Here is a 15,638-nt window from a genome sequence, read left to right on the forward strand (position 1 = left end):
CTAGAGAAGGTCCCCGTCAGTCCCAGCGGAAGGTCCGGGAGACCAGGTAGGCGAGGACAGCGGACCAGAGGGCGAGGGAGAGGGCGGCGGCCCATGGGATCACGCCTTCGATGGTGGAGTTCGCGAGGCCGTTGGCCAGGGCTGCGCTGGGGAGTAGGCGTACTACGGATTGCATGCCGGACGGGTATTCGGTGACCGGCGTCATCAGGCCGCCGCCTACCAGGAGTAGTAGGTAGAGCAGGTTCGCGGCGGCGAGGGTGGCTTCGGCGCGGAGGAGGCCGGACATGAGGAGGCCTAGGGACGCGAAGGCTGCGGTGCCGCAGATGATCATCAGTAGGACGCCGATGACTGCGGTGACGCCTCCGACGGGCTTCCAGCCCAGGGCGAAGCCGGTGCCGGCCAGTACGGCGAGCTGGATCACCTGGATCACCAGGACGGAGCCGATCTTGCCCGCGAGCAGGCCGGTCCGGGACAGGGGAGAGGCACCGAGGCGCTTGATCACGCCGTACCGGCGTTCGAAGCCGGTCGCGATCGCCAGTGAGGTGAAGGAGGTCGACAGCACTGCCAGTGCGAGCACGCGCGGTACTGCGAGGTCGACAGACCGCCCCTCGCCAAGTGGCAGCCGGTCGCCCAGCCCTGTCCCACCCAGCAGCAGCAACAGCCCCAGTGGGACCACCAGTGCCAGCAGCAACTGCTCGCCGTTGCGCACGAGGAGCCGGAACTCCATCCGGGCGTGGGACAGCACCTTCCGCGGCCACGGCGCAGAACCCGGCTGCGGCGCGTACGTCGTACTCATTGAATCTCCTTGGCCGAGTCAGCAGCCTTGGCCGGCTTGGCAGTCAGCGCCAGGTAGACGTCCTCGAGCGACTTCGTCCCGTGCTCGGTCAGTACGTCGGGAGTGCCGGACGCGATCAGCTTGCCGGCGGACACGACGTGCACCTGGTCGGACAACTGCTCGGCCTCGTCCATCGCATGCGTGGTCAGCACGACGGTCACCCCGTCATCGCGCAGATCCCGGATCAGCTGCCAGATCTCGCGGCGACCATGCGGGTCCAGCCCGGTCGTCGGCTCGTCCAGAAACACGATCTCGGGCCGTCCCACGATCGCCAGCGCCAGCGACAACCGCTGCTTCTGCCCGCCCGACAGACGCCTGTACGGCGTACGCCCGCACGTTCCCAGGTCGAGCCGCTCGACCAACGAAGGCAGATCCAGCGGATGGGCGTGCAACCCGGCGACGTACCGGAGCATCTCCAGCGCGCGGACGCCGGACCAGCTGCCGCCCTCCTGGAGCATCACCCCGATCCGCGGCATCAGCTCGTCGTGGTCCGCGATCGGGTCCAGCCCGAGTACCCGGACCTGACCGGAGTCGGGCCGGCGGAAACCCTCGCAGCTCTCCACCGTGGTGGTCTTGCCGGCCCCGTTGGGGCCGAGCACGGACGTCACTGTTCCGCCGGTTACGGTGAGAGTGAGGCCGTCGACCGCGGTCTTCTCGCCGTACCGGACGACGAGGTTCTCGATCTCGACTGCGACTGGCACGTGTGCAGTGTAGGAAACGCCGCGGCGTGACGCTGCTCACGGTCACCCCAGAGGTCAGGCGGGCCGCCGTGAACCGGTTAGGGCAGCCTTATTTGAAGCGCCCTGGCAATTAGGTGACACTGATGTTGTGAAAACTTCCGCGACGACCAGCCAGGTGCCCTCGGGCGCAGCTGTCGCGCGGGACGAGTCCACCCGGGACCGGGTCGCCCGCTCGATCCTGACCAACGGCCCGTCCAGCGCCGCGGTGCTCGCGGAGCGCCTGGAGCTGACCCCGGCGGCGGTTCGCCGGCACCTCGACCACCTGCTCGAAGAGGGGCTGGCCGAGGCACGCGAGGAGCGGGTCTACGGCCCGCGCGGCCGCGGCCGCCCCGCGAAGGTCTTCGTGTTGACCGACTCCGGCCGGCATGCGTTCCACCAGGCGTACGACGACCTGGCGACCACCGCGCTGCGGTTCATCGCCGAAGCCGGCGGGGACGCTGCGGTCACCGAGTTCGCCCGGCGCCGCGTCGCCGAGGTGGAAGTGCGGTATCGCGACCTGCTCGACGCGGCACCCGAAGGTCAGAACGTGGAAGTGCTCGCCCAGGCGCTCAGCGCCGACGGCTACGCCGCTTCCACCCTGCAAGCCGGTGCCGGCGAGCAGCTTTGCCAGCACCACTGCCCGGTCGCGCACGTGGCCGAGCAGTTCCCCCAGTTGTGCGAAGCCGAGACCGAGGTGTTTTCCCGCCTGCTCGGCAAGCACGTCCAGCGACTCGCCACCATCGCTCACGGTGACGGTGTCTGCACGACACATATTCCTGGCGACGCCGTGAAAAGCCAGCCAGTTTCCCCTATATCCGACAGCGAATCTGCGAGGACTGCACGATGACGCAAACCGCTCACCCGGAGCTCGATGGGCTCGGTACGTACAAGTTCGGCTGGTCCGACAGTGACGCTGCCGGATCCGTCGCCAAGCGCGGCATCAGTGCCGAGGTGGTGCAAGGCATCTCGACGCTGAAGAGCGAGCCCGAGTGGATGCTCGACCTGCGGATGAAGGGCCTGAAGCTCTTCGACCGCAAGCCGATGCCGTCGTGGGGTGCGGACCTGTCCGGCATCGACTTCGACAACATCAAGTACTTCGTCCGCTCCACCGAGAAGCAGGCGACGAGCTGGGAAGAGCTGCCCGAGGACATCAAGAACACCTACGACCGCCTCGGCATCCCGGAGGCCGAGAAGCAGCGCCTCGTGGCCGGCGTCGCCGCGCAGTACGAGTCGGAGGTCGTCTACCACCAGATCCGCGAGGACCTGGAGGAGCAGGGTGTCATCTTCGTCGACACCGACACCGGCCTGAAGGAGTACCCGGAGCTCTTCCAGGAGTACTTCGGCTCAGTCATCCCGGTCGGCGACAACAAGTTCGCCGCGCTGAACACGGCGGTCTGGTCCGGCGGCTCGTTCATCTACGTGCCCAAGGGCGTGAAGGTGGACATCCCGCTGCAGGCCTACTTCCGGATCAACACCGAGAACATGGGCCAGTTCGAGCGGACGCTGATCATCGTCGACGAGGACGCCTACGTCCACTACGTCGAGGGCTGCACCGCGCCGATCTACAAGTCGGACTCGCTGCACTCCGCGGTCGTCGAGATCATCGTGAAGAAGGGCGCCCGCTGCCGCTACACGACGATCCAGAACTGGTCGAACAACGTCTACAACCTGGTCACCAAGCGCGCCACCTGTGAGGCGGGCGCGACGATGGAGTGGATCGACGGCAACATCGGCTCCAAGGTGACGATGAAGTACCCGGCCGTCTACCTGATGGGCGAGCACGCCAAGGGCGAGACGCTGTCGATCGCGTTCGCCGGCGAGGGCCAGCACCAGGACGCCGGTTCGAAGATGGTCCACAACGCGCCGTACACGTCGAGCTCGATCATCTCCAAGTCCGTCGCCCGCGGTGGCGGCCGGACGTCGTACCGGGGTCTGGTCGAGGTCGCGCCGGGCAGCCACCACAGCAAGTCCACGGTCCGTTGTGACGCGCTGCTGATCGACACGATCAGCCGCTCCGACACCTACCCGTACGTCGACGTCCGCGAGGACGACGTGGCGATGGGGCACGAGGCGACCGTGTCCAAGGTCAGCGACGACCAGCTCTTCTACCTGATGAGCCGGGGGATGGCCGAGGACGAGGCAATGGCGATGATCGTCCGCGGCTTCATCGAGCCGATCGCCCGCGAGCTCCCGATGGAGTACGCGCTGGAACTCAACCGGCTCATCGAGCTGCAGATGGAAGGGGCCGTCGGCTGATGCCAATGACTGACACAGCCACCGAAACGTTAATCTCCACCGGTAACCAGGGCCACTCTCACGGGCCAGGATCGCCGGTGCCGCTGCAGGCCCGCAGCGAGCGCACGACGTCGTACGACGTGGCCGACTTCCCGGTGCCCAACGGGCGCGAGGAAGAGTGGCGCTTCACCCCGATCAAGGCCCTGAAGGCCTTGTTCGCGGACGAGGCCGGCACCGAGACGGTCAAGATCGACGCGCACGGCCCCGACAGCGTCGTGATCGAGACCGTCAGCACTGACGCGGTCAAGGCGCTGACACCGCAGGACCGGATCGCGGCTGTCGCGTGGACCCAGGCCGGTCAGGCGCTGGCGGTGCGGATCCCGAACGACGCCGAGCTGACCGAGCCCGTGCACGTGAATGTCGCGGGCCTCGGCGGCCGTGGCTTCGGGCACCTGGTGATCGAGGCCGGCCGGCACAGCCGCGGCACCGTGATCGTCGACCACACCGGCGCCGGCGAGTACGCCGCGAACGTCGAGATCGTCGTCGGCGACGGCGCCGAGCTGCGGGTCGTGTCGATCCAGCAGGGCGACACCGAGTCGATCCACGTCGGTCAGCACGACGCCGTGATCGGCCGCGACGCGAAGCTCAACCACGTCGCCGTCACCCTCGGCGGCAAGATCGTGCGGCTCTCCACCAACGTCCGGTACGCCGGTCCGGGTGGCGACGCCGAACTCCTGGGCGTGTACTTCGCGGAGGCCGGTCAGCACCACGAGAACCGGCTCTTCGTCGACCACGAGGCGATCAACTGCAAGAGCAACGTGCTCTACAAGGGCGCGCTCGCCGGTGACCACGCCCGCTCGGTGTGGATCGGCGACGTGCTGATCCGGGCCGCGGCCGAGGGCACCAACACCTTCGAGCTGAACCGGAACCTGGTCCTGACCGACGGGGCGCGCGCCGACTCGGTGCCGAACCTGGAGATCGAGACCGGCGAGATCGAGGGCGCCGGGCACGCTTCGGCGACCGGCCGGTTCGACGACGAGCAGCTGTTCTACCTGCAGGCCCGCGGCATCCCGGAGGACGAGGCCCGCCGGCTGGTGGTGTCCGGGTTCTTCAACGACATCATCGGGCGGATCGGCGTACCGGAGGTGGCCGAGCGCCTGCACGAGGTGATCGAGGAGAAGCTGGCCCGGACGGCGGCGCTGCAAGAAGCGGCCAAGGCCTGATATGAGCGACACGTTCGAACGCGCCTGCGCGGTGGCCGATGTCCCCGATGAAGGGGTCATCGCCACCGAGGTCGGCGGCGTGGAGGTGGCCGTCGTCAAGAGCGAGGGCCAGTACTTCGCCGTCCGGGACGAGTGCTCGCACGCGCAGATCCAGCTGTCCGAGGGCGACGTCGGGCAGTGCGAGATCGAATGCTGGCTGCACGGCTCCCGGTTCGACCTGCGCACCGGCGCCCCGACCAGCCTCCCGGCGTACGACCCGGTGCCGGTCTATCCGGTCCGCGTCGACGGCGAGGACCTGCTGGTCGACGTCAAGAACCCCCTGAATCAAGCTTCCTAAGCAGACGGAGACAGAAGAAAACCCATGGCGACACTCGAGATCCGCGACCTGCACGTGTCGGTCGACACCGAGAACGGCCCGAAGGAGATCCTGCGCGGCGTCGATCTGACCATCGCCGGTGGTCAGACGCACGCGATCATGGGCCCGAACGGTTCCGGCAAGTCCACGCTGGCGTACTCGATCGCCGGCCACCCGAAGTACAACGTCACCAGCGGCACGGTGACGCTGGACGGCGAGAACGTGCTCGACATGACTGTCGACGAGCGCGCCCGGGCCGGCCTGTTCCTGGCCATGCAGTACCCGGTCGAGGTCCCCGGCGTGTCCGTGTCGAACTTCCTCCGGACCGCCAAGACCGCCATCGACGGCGAGGCGCCGAAGCTGCGGACCTGGGTCAAGGACGTCAACAAGGCGCTCGCCGACCTGGACATGGACGCCGACTTCGGCACCAGGAACGTGAACGAGGGCTTCTCCGGTGGTGAGAAGAAGCGGCACGAGATCGTCCAGCTGGAGCTGCTCGATCCGAAGATCGCGATCCTCGACGAGACCGACTCCGGCCTCGACATCGACGCGCTGAAGATCGTCTCCACCGGCGTCAACCGGTTCGCGGAGAAGGGCGACAAGGGCGTTCTGCTGATCACCCACTACACCCGGATCCTGCGCTACATCACGCCGGACTTCGTGCACGTGTTCGTCGACGGCAAGGTCGCCGAGGAAGGCGGCCCGGAGCTGGCCGACGAGCTCGAGGCCAACGGCTACGAGCGGTTCCTGAAGACCGGCGCCAAGGCATGACCGACGCCCGGACCTTCAGCAGTCCCTTGACTGGATCTTTCGAGAGTCCTCTGGACATGCAGTCGGTCCGGGCGGACTTCCCCATCCTGTCGCGCGTCCTGGCGAACGACTTCCCGCTGGTCTACCTCGACTCGGCGAACTCGTCGCAGAAGCCGGTCCAGGTGGTCAAGGCGATCGAGGATCACTACCTGATCCACAACGCCAACGTGGCTCGCGCGATGCACCAGCTCGGTGCCGAGGCGACCGAGGCGTACGAGGGCGGCCGCGACAAGGTGGCCGCGTTCATCGGCGCGACCAACCGCGACGAGATCGTCTTCACCAAGAACGCCTCCGAGGCGCTCAACCTGGCCGCCCACACGCTCGGCGCTTCGCTGAAGCCGGGCGACGAGGTGGTGATCTCCGAGATGGAGCACCACAGCAACATCGTCCCGTGGCAGCTCGCCTGTGAGCGGACCGGCGCGACGCTGCGCTGGTTCGGCGTCACCGACGAGGGCCGGCTCGACCTCAGCAACATCGAGGAGCTGATCAACGAGCGCACCAAGGTCGTCTCGCTGACCTGGGTCTCGAACGCGCTCGGCACGATCAACCCGATCACCGAGATCGCGGCCAAGGCACACGCTTTCGACGCCGTGATGGTCGTCGACGCTTCGCAGGCCGTGCCGCAGTTCCCGGTGGACGTGTCGACGCTCGGTGCCGACCTGCTGGCCTTCACCGGTCACAAGGTGGTCGGCCCGACCGGGATCGGCGTGCTCTGGGGCCGGTACGACCTGCTGGCGTCGCTACCGCCGTTCCTCGGTGGTGGCGAGATGATCGAGATCGTCCGGATGACCGGTTCGACGTACGCGCCGCCGCCGGCCCGGTTCGAAGCCGGTACGCCGCCGATCGCGCAGTCGGTCGGACTCGGTGCGGCGCTGGACTACCTGTCCGGGATCGGGATGGACAAGGTCGCGGCACACGAGCAGGCCATCACGGCGTACGCGCTGGACGGTCTGAAGACCGTGCCGGGGCTGAAGATCCTCGGGCCGACCGACAGCGTCGACCGCGGTGGAGCGATCAGCTTCGAGCTCGACGGCGTCCACCCGCACGACGTGTCGACGGTGCTGGACACTCGCGGCATCGCAGTACGGGCCGGACATCACTGCGCCCGGCCTGTGCACGAGCGGTTCGGAATGCAATCGTCGACCAGAGCGTCTTTCTACCTGTACACGACGCCGGAGGAGATCGACGCGCTCGTCGATGGCCTCGGATTCGTCCGGTCATTCTTCAAGGTGGACTGATATGCAGCTCGACAGCCTGTACCAAGAGATCATCCTGGACCACTACCGCAGCCCGCACCACGCGGGACTGTCGGACCCGTACGACGTGGAGGTGCACCACGTGAACCCGTCCTGCGGGGACGAGGTCACCCTCCGCGTCGAGCTCGACGGCGAGGTCGTCACCGGCGTGACGCACCAGAGCGTCGGCTGCTCGATCAGCCAGGCGGCGACGTCGGTGATGAGCGACCTGGTGATCGGCAAGCCGATCACCGAGGGCATGGCGACGTACGAGAAATTCCTGGAGCTGATGCAGGGCCGCGGGAATGTCGAACCCGACGAAGAAGTTCTGGAGGACGGCGTCGCCTTCGCGGGTGTCGCGCAGTTCCCGGCCCGGGTGAAGTGCGCGCTGCTGGGCTGGTCGGCCTGGCGCGACGCGACCGCCCAAGCACTCGCGAAGAAAGAAGGAGCACCCAATGTCTGACCAGACCGACGAGAAGATCGAGCTGCCCGAGGTCGACCTCGAGGCCGCCTCGAAGCCGGCCGGCTCGACAGTTGCCGTCGAGGACGTGACCGAGGCGCTCAAGGACGTCGTCGACCCCGAGCTGGGGATCAACGTCGTCGACCTGGGCCTGATCTACGGCGTGACCGTGGACGACACCAACACCGCGATCATCGACATGACGCTGACGTCCGCGGCCTGCCCGCTGACCGACGTGATCGAGGACCAGACCCGGATGTCGCTCGACGGTCTCGTCAACGACTTCCGGATCAACTGGGTCTGGATGCCGCCGTGGGGCCCCGAGAAGATCACCGACGACGGCCGCGACCAGCTCCGCGCTCTCGGCTTCAACGTCTGACACACCTTCGTACTGCGAAAGCCCGGGTCAGGTGGCCCGGGCTTTCGCATGCCCCGATGGACTAGCGTCACCGGGGTGACCCGAATCCTCTCCGTCGGCCCGGCCCGGCTGGAACGCTGGCTGGCCGGCTTCACCGAACGCCACGGCGCCACCTCGTACGACGTGACGCCGGAGCGGCTGATCGCGACGGCGGAGGATAGGGCTGTCGCCGAGGTCGACGTACCGTTCGGGCCGTTGGAGGAGCTGACTCCGGCCGGGCTCGTCGCGCACGTGCTGGCTGACAGGCGGCTCGGGTTGTTGCTCGTACGACGCGGTGGCTACGGGGCCGGTGTGTTTGCCGGGGGAGTGCTGGAGGCTTCGAAGGTCGGTTCGCGGCATGTGCAGGGGACGACCAAGGCGGGAGGGTGGTCGCAGCAGCGGTTCGCTCGTCGGCGGGACAATCAGGCTCGTGAGGCGTTCGCGGCGGCGACCGAGGTCGCAGTACGGATCCTGGCGCCGGCGAAGCTCGACGTGCTGGTGTGCGGGGGAGACCGCAAGGCGATCGACACGGTGCTGGAGGATCCGCGGTTGAAGGGACTCCTCCCGCTGGTCCGGCCGCCGTTCCTGGGGGTGGCCGATCCCAAGCAGAAGGTGCTCGAGCAGGCCGGAGCCGACGCCCGCGCGATCCGGATTCAGATCACCGAGCCGGATCCCTCCTGATGGGTGAACCCGGCCTAGCGATGTTTCAGCAGCATCGCGGGCGGATGTTCGGGATCGCGTACCGGATGCTCGGCTCCGTGACCGAGGCGGACGACGTACTCCAGGAAGCCTGGCTGCGCTGGCAGACCGTCGATCACGCAGGCGTGAAGGAACCGGCCGCGTTCCTCGCCAAGACCGTCACGAATCTCTGCCTGACCCACCTCACCACCGCCCGCGCCCGCCGCGAGACGTATGTCGGCGAGTGGCTGCCCGAGCCCGTCCTGACCGGACCGAACCTGCCCGAACTCAGCCCGCTGGACCTGGCCGAGCAAAGGGAATCGGTGTCGTTCGCCCTGCTCAAGGTCCTCGAACACCTCACTCCCGCCGAGCGTGCGGCCTACGTACTGCGCGAGGCCTTCGCCTACGGTCACCGCGAAGTCGGCGACTTGATCGGTACGACGGAAGCCAACGCCCGCCAGCTCCATTCACGAGCGCGCAAACACGTCGCGACGACCCAGCACGCTCGACCAGTCGACGTCGGCCAATGGCGTGCCCTCGTTGAACGCTTCCTCGCTGCTGCCCAGTTCGGTGACGTCGACCGGCTCGCGGACCTGCTGGCGGCGGATATCGTTTCCCGCGCGGATGGTGGCGGCAAGGTGCACGCCGCTCGCAACCCGGTATCCGGCCGGGACCGGGTCGCGCGCTACCTGATCGGCGTACTGCAACGGTTCGGCGCCGGGGTGGTGCCGACCTTCGGCGAGGCGAACGGCGAGCCGGTGATCGTTGCCGTCGACACCGATGGGATCCGCGCGGTCTGCTTCTTCGAGTTCGACGGCGACCTGCTGACCAGCATGGATCTCGCGATGAACCCGGACAAGCTCGTCCTGGCCGCGGCGCAACTGTCACGAATCGGCGGGCTGTCCAGTCAAGGCTGGTGAACCGAGAGGACACCACCTTGATGAAGACGATCCTCGTCACCGGCGGCACCAGCCCAGCCGGCCGGCCCACCGTCGCGAACCTCTGCTCGGCCGGTCACCCCGTCCGCGTCCTCAGCCGCAAACCGGGTAGCGAGCAGGCTGCTGCGAGCGCCACAGGAGACGCTCACCAACGAGTCGGCGACGACCGCAGTGGATTCCGGCTTCTCTCCGGCGATCTGACGACCGGCGAAGGCATCGCCGCGGCCGTCGAGGGCGTGGACATCGTGGTCCACCTCGCCACGAGCCGCGGCCACGCCGACATCCAGCAGGCGGAGCACCTGATCGACCACGCCCGCGCGGCCGGAGTCGGCCACCTGATCTATCTGTCGATCGTCGGCGTCGACCAGATTCCGATGCCGTACTACCGCGACAAACTCGCCGTCGAGCAGTTGATCACCGACTCACCGATCCCGCACACGATCCTGCGCGCCACCCAGTTCTACAACCTGGTCGACGAAATCCTGACCGCGCAACGCTTCCTCCCGGCCCTCCTGGCGCCCTCCATCCCATTGCAGCCGATCTCGGTCGACGATGTCGCCGAGCGTCTTGTCGAATTGGCCTCCGGCGCGCCGGCCGGACGGGTCGCCGACCTCGGCGGTCCCGAACGCCTTGCCGTCCCGGCCATGGCTCGCGCCTGGAAGCGCGCCCGGGGCTCCCGTCGCCCGATCCTCCCGATCCGGCTTCCAGGTAAGGCTTTCCGCGACTTCGCCACTGGTGCCGCGATGCCCGAGACCGTTCTGCCCAGCAACCGCTCCTTCGACGACTACCTCAGCCGGCGCTTCGGAGTACAGGCATGAAAACAATCATCCGTACTGCGCTGTTGGCACTCGCCGCGCTTCAGCTGACCCTCGGTGTCTGGACCTCGTTCTTCCCGCGGAGCTTCTACGAGGACGTGCCGACGGTCGACTGGACACCGCCGTACAGCGAGCACCTCTTCCGCGACTTCGGTGGCGTCACCCTCGGCACTGCGGTGATGCTGCTCGCCGCAGCGTACTGGCTGGACCGCCGGCTGGTGATTCTGGCGCTCGCCGCCTATCTGACCTTCTCCGTGCCGCACGCGATCTTCCACAGCGAACACCTGATGGAGGACTCACCGGGCCCGTCCGCAACTCTGTTGATCTTGGTGATCCTGTCCGTCCTGCTCCCGCTGCTGGTGATCTGGATCTCCTGGCGTGCGCTCGCGACCGACACCCCAGGGCCTCGGTGACTTGACGACTGTGACAGTACTACTGTCACAATGCGGGGTATGGGTCCACTGAGTGGGGTGAAGGTCGTCGAGCTGGCGGGGATCGGGCCGGCGCCGTTCGCGTGCATGATGCTGGCCGAGCTCGGCGCCGAAGTGCTGCGAATCGATCGGCCGGGCGGTGGGCTCGCGCTCGGCCCGCCGGAGCTGGAGTTGCTGAATCGCGGCCGGCGGAGTGTGGCACTCAATCTGAAGAACCCGGACGCGGTTCGCGCGGTACTCGAACTGATCGCGGGTGCCGACGTACTGGTGGAAGGGTTCCGGCCGGGAGTCGCTGAGCGGCTGGGGCTCGGGCCGGAGGAGTGTCAGGCGGTCAATCCGAAGCTCGTATACGCGCGGATGACCGGTTGGGGACAGGACGGTCCGCTCGCGCAGTCCGCCGGCCACGACATCGACTACCTCGGGTTGTCGGGCGCTCTGCACGCGATCGGCCGGGCCGGCGGGCCGCCGCAGGTGCCGGTGAATCTGCTCGGCGACTTCGCCGGGGGATCTCTGTACCTCGTGGTCGGTGTGCTCGCGGCGATCCTCGATGCCCGGGGGAGTGGGCGGGGTCAGGTGATCGACGCCGCGATCGTTGACGGTGCGGCTCATCTCACGACCGTTCTGCTGGGCGCGATGGCGAGTGGCAACTGGAAGCAGGAGCGCGGAACGAACCTGCTCGACACCGGCGCGCCGTTCTACGACGTGTATGAGACCTCGGACGGTGAGTACATGTCCGTCGGGGCGATCGAGCCGCAGTTCTACGACGAGCTGATCCGGCTGCTCGGGATCACGGTGCCGGATCGCTATGACCTGGCGAACTGGCCCGAGTTGCACAAGACACTCGTGGAGACCTTCGCTTTGCGGACCCAGGCCGAGTGGACCGAGGTGTTCGACGGTACGGATGCCTGCGTCTCGCCGGTACTGCCGCTGGCCGGTGACCACCCGCATCTCGTTGCCCGAGGCATCTTTGTGGAGAAGGACGGGGTACGGCAACCGGCCCCGGCACCGCGGTTCTCCCGTACTCCGACCTCCATCGGGCGCGCTCCGGCACGGCCTGGCGAGCACACTCGTGAGGCATTGACCGACTGGGGAGTGAGCTCGGTCGAGGAGCTGCTCGCGAGTGGAGCCGCCGTACAGGCCTGACCACCCGTCGACCGTAGTAGAAGCTGTACAGACAGGAGAATCGCCCGTGGAACGTCACCTCTTCGATGCCGATCATGATGCGTTCCGCGAGACCGCGCGCGCCTTCTGCGACAAGGAGATCCTGCCGCATCACGAGAGCTGGGAGGAGGCCGGCATCGTGCCGCGCGAGCTGTGGACCGCGGCCGGTACGGCGGGGCTGCTCGGGTTCATGGTGCCGGAGGAGTACGGCGGCGGTGGGGCTCGGGACTTCCGGTTCAACGCCGTCGTGATCGAGGAGATCACCAAGTCGCGGGCGAGTGGGCCGGGGTTCACGATCCACGTCGACATCGTCTCGTCGTACCTGCTGGACTACGCGAGCGACGAGCAGAAGGCGCGCTGGCTGCCCAAGTTCTGCAGCGGCGAGACGATCACGGCGATCGCGATGACTGAGCCCGGCGCCGGTAGTGATCTGCAAGGGATCGAGACCACCGCGATCCGCGACGGCGACGACTATGTGCTGAACGGGCAGAAGACCTTCATCTCCAACGGCATCCTCGCGGACCTGGTGATCGTGGTCGCGAAGACCGACCCGACGGCCGGCTACCAGGGCATCTCGCTGCTGGTGGTCGAGCGCGGGATGCCCGGCTTCGAGCGCGGCCGGAACCTGGACAAGATCGGCTTGAAGGCGCAGGACACCGCCGAGCTGTTCTTCGACGACGTCCGGGTGCCGGCCACGAACCTGCTGGGTGAGGAGGGCAAGGGCTTCATCTACCTGATGGAGAAGCTGCCCCAGGAGCGCCTCGCGATCGCCGTGGTGGCGGCAGCGGCCTGCGAGTCGATGATCGAGACCACCCTGCGGTACGTGAAGGATCGCAAGGCCTTCGGCCGGCCGATCGGGTCCTTCCAGAACAGCCGCTTCGTACTGGCCGAACTGGCCACCGAGACCCAGATCGCCCGCGTCTTCGTCGACCGCTGCATCGAGGAACTCAACGCCGGCACCCTCACCGTCTCCGACGCCGCGATGGCCAAGTGGTGGACCACCGAACTCCAGCAGAAGGTCGTCGACCGCTGCCTCCAACTCCACGGCGGCTACGGCTTCATGACCGAATACCCGATCGCCAAGGCCTACCTCGATACCCGAATCCAAACCATTTACGGCGGCACCACCGAAATCATGAAAGAAATCATCGGCCGCACCATGGGCATCTGAAGCAGCCGTGAAGTCAGGCAGCCGCACGCCTTACGTCCGAAGAACCGGAGGGACGTCACCTCCACTTCTTCGGACGTACGAACCTGTGGGATCGGAGGGACGGTGATCCCACAGGTTCGTGGTTGACTTTGCGCAGCAGGTTTTCAGCTGAGGGAGGTTCCCTGATGGGCATCGTGTCGCCGGGGTTCACCGGTCGTCGCCGGAGTGCGACGGAACTGCCGCCCGGTCAGTACCTGACTCATGAGTTTCCGGTGTTGTCGGCGGGGCCGACTCCGCATGTGCGGCCCGAGCACTGGGAGTTCACGATCTCCACCGAGACCGGCGAGGTGCATCGCTGGGACTGGGCTACGTTCACCTCGCTCCCGGCTGAGGAGATCACCCGCGACCTGCACTGCGTCACGCGCTGGTCGAAGCTCGGCACCGACTGGAAGGGCGTCTCGCTGGACACGCTCCTGGCCGACGTCGAGACCGGGGCCGACTTCGCGATGGCGAACAGCGACGGCGGCTACACGACCAACCTGCCGCTGGAGGACCTGCTCGACGGCCAGGCCTGGATCGCCTACGAGTACGACGGGGAGCCGCTGACCCCCGAGCACGGTGGGCCGGCCCCGGCTGCTGGTCCCACATCTTTACCTGTGGAAGAGCGCCAAATGGGTGCGCGGCCTGGTCCTGTCCGACACGGACGACCTGGGCTTCTGGGAGAGCGTCGGGTATCACGAGTACGGAGACCCATGGAAAGAACAGCGCTACGCCGGCGACTGACCTGGCAGGTCGGCACGGTCACCGAGGTCCGTGAGGAGTCGGCGACCGCCCGGACACTGGTCGTCGACGTCCCCGACTGGCCGGGCCACCTGGCCGGTCAGCACCTCGACGTACGGCTGACAGCGCCGGACGGCTACCGCGCCTCCCGGTCGTACTCGATCGCGTCCGCCTGGACCGGCGAGACGATCGAGCTGACCGTCGAGCAGGTCCCCGACGGTGAGGTTTCGCCGTACCTGGTCGAGGTCCTGAAGGTCGGCGATCCGCTCGAGGTCCGCGGCCCGGTCGGCGGCTGGTTCGTCTGGCAGCCCGGGCAACCCGGACCGATCCAGCTCATCGCCGGGGGATCGGGCGTGGTCCCACTGATGGCGATGCTCCGCGCCCACATCGGCAGCAGCGCCCCCGCCAAGTTCCTGTACTCCGTACGCGGGCCGACGTCGGTGATCTATGCGCACGACCTGAGGGAGGTCGCCACCTCGGAGAATGTCGAGATCACCTTCGCCTACACCCGGGAGGCGCCACCGGGGGAGCCGCGCGTCGGCAGGGTCGACGCCGACCTGCTCAATGCCGTCACATTCGCCCCCGGGGACGACCTCACGACGTACGTCTGCGGCCCGACCCCCTTCGTGGAGGCCGTGGCCGACCTGCTCGTGAGCGCCGGCCACGACCCGGCGCGAGTGAAAACCGAACGCTTCGGACCGACAGGAGGACCGCGATGACCGCGGAAGTTCCCACCTATTTGGATGGCAACGCGGCAGCCGGTGCCCTGCGCGAGGTCTTCGCAGTCGATATCACCGCCGCGATCGGCCAGTGCGACGGCTGCGGCCGGACCGGCGTCTTCGCCGAAGCCCGCGTCTACCTGGACGCGCCCGGAATGGTCGCCCGCTGCAGCGGCTGCGACGGCGTACTGCTCCGCGTGGTCAACACCCCCACCGACACCTACCTCGATCTCCGCGGCCTGACCTACCTGCGCCTCTCGAACACCCCGTAGGTAGATGCCACCAAGCGCTGCTGAGTTTCCGTCAGTTGCTTGTCGGCGCGCTTCGGTTCGTCGTCGGTGTGCAGTGGCCCGGCCTGGGCGGACTCGGCGGCGCGCGTCGTCGTATGCGCCGACCTGGCCGCTCGACGGCGACCACTGAGTTGGGACCTCGGACACCAACTGGGGAGCTGGGACATGACACGTGGTGTCCAAGGTCCCCACTTCGTGTCCGAGGTCCCCACAACTGCCTGGTCTGCGAGGCCGGGATCGGCTCCGGGGTGGCGGGATCCACCGGCAATCAGGCCCCGGGTCAGCCACGGGCGTGCGAGGGGGCCGTTCTTCAGCTAGTGCCCCGTGTCGGAAGTTCCGTTGCGCTACCGGCGCCCAGGCACGCACCTGACCACCGCTATCGCTAACGGAACATCCGACACGGGGCA

Annotated in this window: 18 protein-coding genes; 16 read left to right on the forward strand and 2 right to left on the reverse strand. The window is 67.5% G+C overall.

Features of this window, described 5'->3' with window-relative positions:
• Positions 1–16 precede the first annotated feature (16 nt).
• Both F1D05_RS03410 and F1D05_RS03415 read right to left on the reverse strand, forming a co-directional pair.
• A complete protein-coding gene (locus F1D05_RS03410; protein ID WP_185445957.1) occupies positions 17–796 on the reverse strand; it encodes an ABC transporter permease in 780 nt (259 codons plus the stop codon).
• Positions 793–1,536: an ABC transporter ATP-binding protein gene (locus F1D05_RS03415; RefSeq protein WP_185445958.1), complete on the reverse strand. Its 744-nt coding sequence runs from the start codon at positions 1,534–1,536 to the stop codon at positions 793–795. Before F1D05_RS03415 ends, F1D05_RS03410 begins: the two co-directional genes overlap by 4 nt.
• A 127-nt stretch (positions 1,537–1,663) precedes the next feature.
• On the opposite strand from F1D05_RS03415, the gene F1D05_RS03420 reads away from it, so the two are divergent.
• The 16 genes from F1D05_RS03420 (at position 1,664) to F1D05_RS03500 (ending at position 15,213) form a co-directional block, all read left to right on the forward strand.
• Entirely contained in the window at positions 1,664–2,401 is a 738-nt protein-coding gene (locus F1D05_RS03420; protein WP_428994995.1) for a helix-turn-helix transcriptional regulator, read from the forward strand.
• Positions 2,398–3,810 (forward strand): Fe-S cluster assembly protein SufB, encoded by a 1,413-nt coding sequence (sufB, locus tag F1D05_RS03425; RefSeq protein ID WP_185445959.1) that lies wholly within the window; start codon positions 2,398–2,400, stop codon positions 3,808–3,810. The genes F1D05_RS03420 and sufB overlap by 4 nt, the downstream gene beginning before the upstream one ends.
• Before the next feature lie 77 nt (positions 3,811–3,887).
• Positions 3,888–5,012 (forward strand): Fe-S cluster assembly protein SufD, encoded by a 1,125-nt coding sequence (sufD, locus tag F1D05_RS03430; protein ID WP_246486393.1) that lies wholly within the window; start codon positions 3,888–3,890, stop codon positions 5,010–5,012.
• A 1-nt stretch (position 5,013) separates the two neighbouring features.
• Entirely contained in the window at positions 5,014–5,349 is a 336-nt protein-coding gene (locus F1D05_RS03435; RefSeq protein ID WP_185445961.1) for a non-heme iron oxygenase ferredoxin subunit, read from the forward strand.
• 24 nt (positions 5,350–5,373) lie between these two features.
• On the forward strand, positions 5,374–6,138 hold the full coding sequence (gene sufC / locus F1D05_RS03440) for a Fe-S cluster assembly ATPase SufC (RefSeq protein ID WP_185445962.1): 765 nt from the start codon (positions 5,374–5,376) through the stop codon (positions 6,136–6,138).
• Complete coding sequence (locus F1D05_RS03445) at positions 6,135–7,415, forward strand: cysteine desulfurase (RefSeq protein WP_185445963.1); 1,281 nt, start codon at positions 6,135–6,137, stop codon at positions 7,413–7,415. Before sufC ends, F1D05_RS03445 begins: the two co-directional genes overlap by 4 nt.
• Before the next feature lies 1 nt (position 7,416).
• On the forward strand, positions 7,417–7,875 hold the full coding sequence (sufU, locus tag F1D05_RS03450; protein WP_185445964.1) for a Fe-S cluster assembly sulfur transfer protein SufU: 459 nt from the start codon (positions 7,417–7,419) through the stop codon (positions 7,873–7,875).
• The gene (locus F1D05_RS03455) at positions 7,868–8,251 is read left to right on the forward strand and encodes a metal-sulfur cluster assembly factor (RefSeq protein WP_185445965.1); all 384 of its coding nucleotides are present in this window, start codon (positions 7,868–7,870) and stop codon (positions 8,249–8,251) included. Before sufU ends, F1D05_RS03455 begins: the two co-directional genes overlap by 8 nt.
• Positions 8,252–8,326: 75 nt before the next feature.
• Complete coding sequence (locus F1D05_RS03460) at positions 8,327–8,950, forward strand: acVLRF1 family peptidyl-tRNA hydrolase (protein WP_246486394.1); 624 nt, start codon at positions 8,327–8,329, stop codon at positions 8,948–8,950.
• On the forward strand, positions 8,950–9,867 hold the full coding sequence (sigJ, locus tag F1D05_RS03465) for an RNA polymerase sigma factor SigJ (protein WP_185445967.1): 918 nt from the start codon (positions 8,950–8,952) through the stop codon (positions 9,865–9,867). Before F1D05_RS03460 ends, sigJ begins: the two co-directional genes overlap by 1 nt.
• Positions 9,864–10,703, forward strand: coding sequence for an SDR family oxidoreductase (locus F1D05_RS03470; protein WP_246486395.1), 840 nt, complete (start codon positions 9,864–9,866; stop codon positions 10,701–10,703). The genes sigJ and F1D05_RS03470 overlap by 4 nt, the downstream gene beginning before the upstream one ends.
• Entirely contained in the window at positions 10,700–11,113 is a 414-nt protein-coding gene (locus F1D05_RS03475; RefSeq protein ID WP_185445968.1) for a hypothetical protein, read from the forward strand. Before F1D05_RS03470 ends, F1D05_RS03475 begins: the two co-directional genes overlap by 4 nt.
• A 39-nt stretch (positions 11,114–11,152) precedes the next feature.
• Positions 11,153–12,274, forward strand: a complete 1,122-nt coding sequence (locus tag F1D05_RS03480; protein WP_281388903.1) for a CaiB/BaiF CoA transferase family protein — start codon at positions 11,153–11,155, stop codon at positions 12,272–12,274.
• Positions 12,275–12,320: 46 nt separating this feature from the next.
• Complete coding sequence (locus F1D05_RS03485; RefSeq protein ID WP_185445970.1) at positions 12,321–13,463, forward strand: acyl-CoA dehydrogenase family protein; 1,143 nt, start codon at positions 12,321–12,323, stop codon at positions 13,461–13,463.
• Between the two features lie 164 nt (positions 13,464–13,627).
• Entirely contained in the window at positions 13,628–14,941 is a 1,314-nt protein-coding gene (locus F1D05_RS42790) for a molybdopterin-dependent oxidoreductase (RefSeq protein WP_428994996.1), read from the forward strand.
• Entirely contained in the window at positions 14,938–15,213 is a 276-nt protein-coding gene (locus F1D05_RS03500) for a DUF6510 family protein (protein ID WP_185445972.1), read from the forward strand. Before F1D05_RS42790 ends, F1D05_RS03500 begins: the two co-directional genes overlap by 4 nt.
• The last annotated feature ends 425 nt before the right edge of the window (positions 15,214–15,638 follow it).

The sequence above is a fragment of the Kribbella qitaiheensis genome (assembly GCF_014217565.1).
GTDB classification, from domain to species: Bacteria; Actinomycetota; Actinomycetes; order Propionibacteriales; family Kribbellaceae; genus Kribbella; species Kribbella qitaiheensis_A.

Excerpts from the sequence above, each read along its gene's own strand:
- F1D05_RS42790 (WP_428994996.1), top strand. The coding sequence starts at position 13,628 with ATGGGCATCGTGTCGCCGGGGTTCACCGGTCGTCGCCGGAGTGCGACG.
- F1D05_RS03455 (WP_185445965.1), top strand. The coding sequence starts at position 7,868 with ATGTCTGACCAGACCGACGAGAAGATCGAGCTGCCCGAGGTCGACCTC.
- F1D05_RS03435 (WP_185445961.1), top strand. The coding sequence starts at position 5,014 with ATGAGCGACACGTTCGAACGCGCCTGCGCGGTGGCCGATGTCCCCGAT.
- sufB (WP_185445959.1), top strand. The coding sequence starts at position 2,398 with ATGACGCAAACCGCTCACCCGGAGCTCGATGGGCTCGGTACGTACAAG.
- F1D05_RS03500 (WP_185445972.1), top strand. The coding sequence starts at position 14,938 with ATGACCGCGGAAGTTCCCACCTATTTGGATGGCAACGCGGCAGCCGGT.
- sufC (WP_185445962.1), top strand. The coding sequence starts at position 5,374 with ATGGCGACACTCGAGATCCGCGACCTGCACGTGTCGGTCGACACCGAG.
- F1D05_RS03475 (WP_185445968.1), top strand. The coding sequence starts at position 10,700 with ATGAAAACAATCATCCGTACTGCGCTGTTGGCACTCGCCGCGCTTCAG.
- F1D05_RS03445 (WP_185445963.1), top strand. The coding sequence starts at position 6,135 with ATGACCGACGCCCGGACCTTCAGCAGTCCCTTGACTGGATCTTTCGAG.
- F1D05_RS03480 (WP_281388903.1), top strand. The coding sequence starts at position 11,153 with ATGGGTCCACTGAGTGGGGTGAAGGTCGTCGAGCTGGCGGGGATCGGG.
- sigJ (WP_185445967.1), top strand. The coding sequence starts at position 8,950 with ATGGGTGAACCCGGCCTAGCGATGTTTCAGCAGCATCGCGGGCGGATG.
- F1D05_RS03410 (WP_185445957.1), bottom strand. The coding sequence starts at position 796 with ATGAGTACGACGTACGCGCCGCAGCCGGGTTCTGCGCCGTGGCCGCGG.
- sufU (WP_185445964.1), top strand. The coding sequence starts at position 7,417 with ATGCAGCTCGACAGCCTGTACCAAGAGATCATCCTGGACCACTACCGC.